1 protein-coding gene is annotated in these 1,125 nt (G+C 63.3%); it reads left to right on the top strand.

The window, feature by feature from the left end; all coding sequences use genetic code 11:
• Positions 1-1,125 (top strand): AIR synthase-related protein (locus Q0341_RS09280; protein WP_299512431.1); only part of this gene is annotated, 1,125 nt, incomplete at both ends.

Below are 1,125 nucleotides of genomic sequence, written 5' to 3' on the forward strand. Positions count from 1 at the left end.
CAACCCCGAGATCGAGCGCCGGGCGCAAGAGGTTATCAACCATTGCTGGGCGCAAGGTGCCCACAACCCGATCCTCGCCATCCACGATGTGGGCGCAGGGGGTTTGTCCAACGCCTTCCCTGAATTGACCAATGACGCGGGCCGTGGCGCACGTTTCGATTTGCGCGCGGTCAAGCTCGAAGAGTCCGGCCTGTCGCCCAAAGAAATCTGGTCCAACGAAAGCCAGGAACGTTATGTGATGGCGATTGCGCCCGAGTCTTTGGCGCAGTTCACCGCCTTTTGCGAGCGCGAGCGTTGCCCGTTTGCGGTGATTGGCGTGGCCACCGATGAGCGCCAATTGGTGCTTGAAGACAAAGGCCATGAGTCTCCCGTCGACATGCCCATGGACGTGCTGCTGGGCAAGCCGCCCAAGATGCATCGCGATGTGAAGACCGTGGTGCGCCAGTCACCCGCGATGGACTTGACCGGCGTGAGTTTGCAAAAAGCCGTCATCGACGTGCTGAGCCACCCCACGGTGGCGTCCAAGCGCTTTTTGATCACCATTGGCGACCGCGCCGTAGGTGGCCTCACGCACCGCGACCAGATGGTGGGTCCTTGGCAAGTGCCCGTGGCCGATGTGGCCGTGACCCTGGCCGACTACCAAGGCTTTGCGGGTGAAGCCATGAGCATGGGCGAGCGCACGCCGCTGGCCTCCCTCAACGCCGCCGCTTCGGGCCGCATGGCTGTGGCCGAAGCCATCACCAATTTGCTGGCTGCGCCCATCGAGCTGCCCCGCGTCAAGATGTCCGCCAACTGGATGGCCGCTTGTGGCGAGCCGGGCGAAGACGCGGCACTCTATGAAACCGTCAAGGCTGTGGGCATGGAACTGTGCCCGGCGCTCGACATCTCGATCCCCGTGGGCAAAGACAGCTTGTCGATGCGCACGCAGTGGACCGACAAAGGTCAGACCCACAAAGTCACTTCGCCCGTGAGCCTGATCATCACCGCCTTTGCCAGCTTGCCCGATGTGCGCGGCACGTTCACGCCGCAGCTGGACGCACAAGAGGGTGACACCAGCTTGCTGCTGATCGACCTGGGTGAAGGCCGCAGCCGCATGGGCGGCAGCGTGCTGGGTCAGGTGCTCGA

The sequence above is a fragment of the uncultured Limnohabitans sp. genome (assembly GCF_937889215.1).
Taxonomy (GTDB): Bacteria; Pseudomonadota; Gammaproteobacteria; order Burkholderiales; family Burkholderiaceae_C; genus Limnohabitans_A.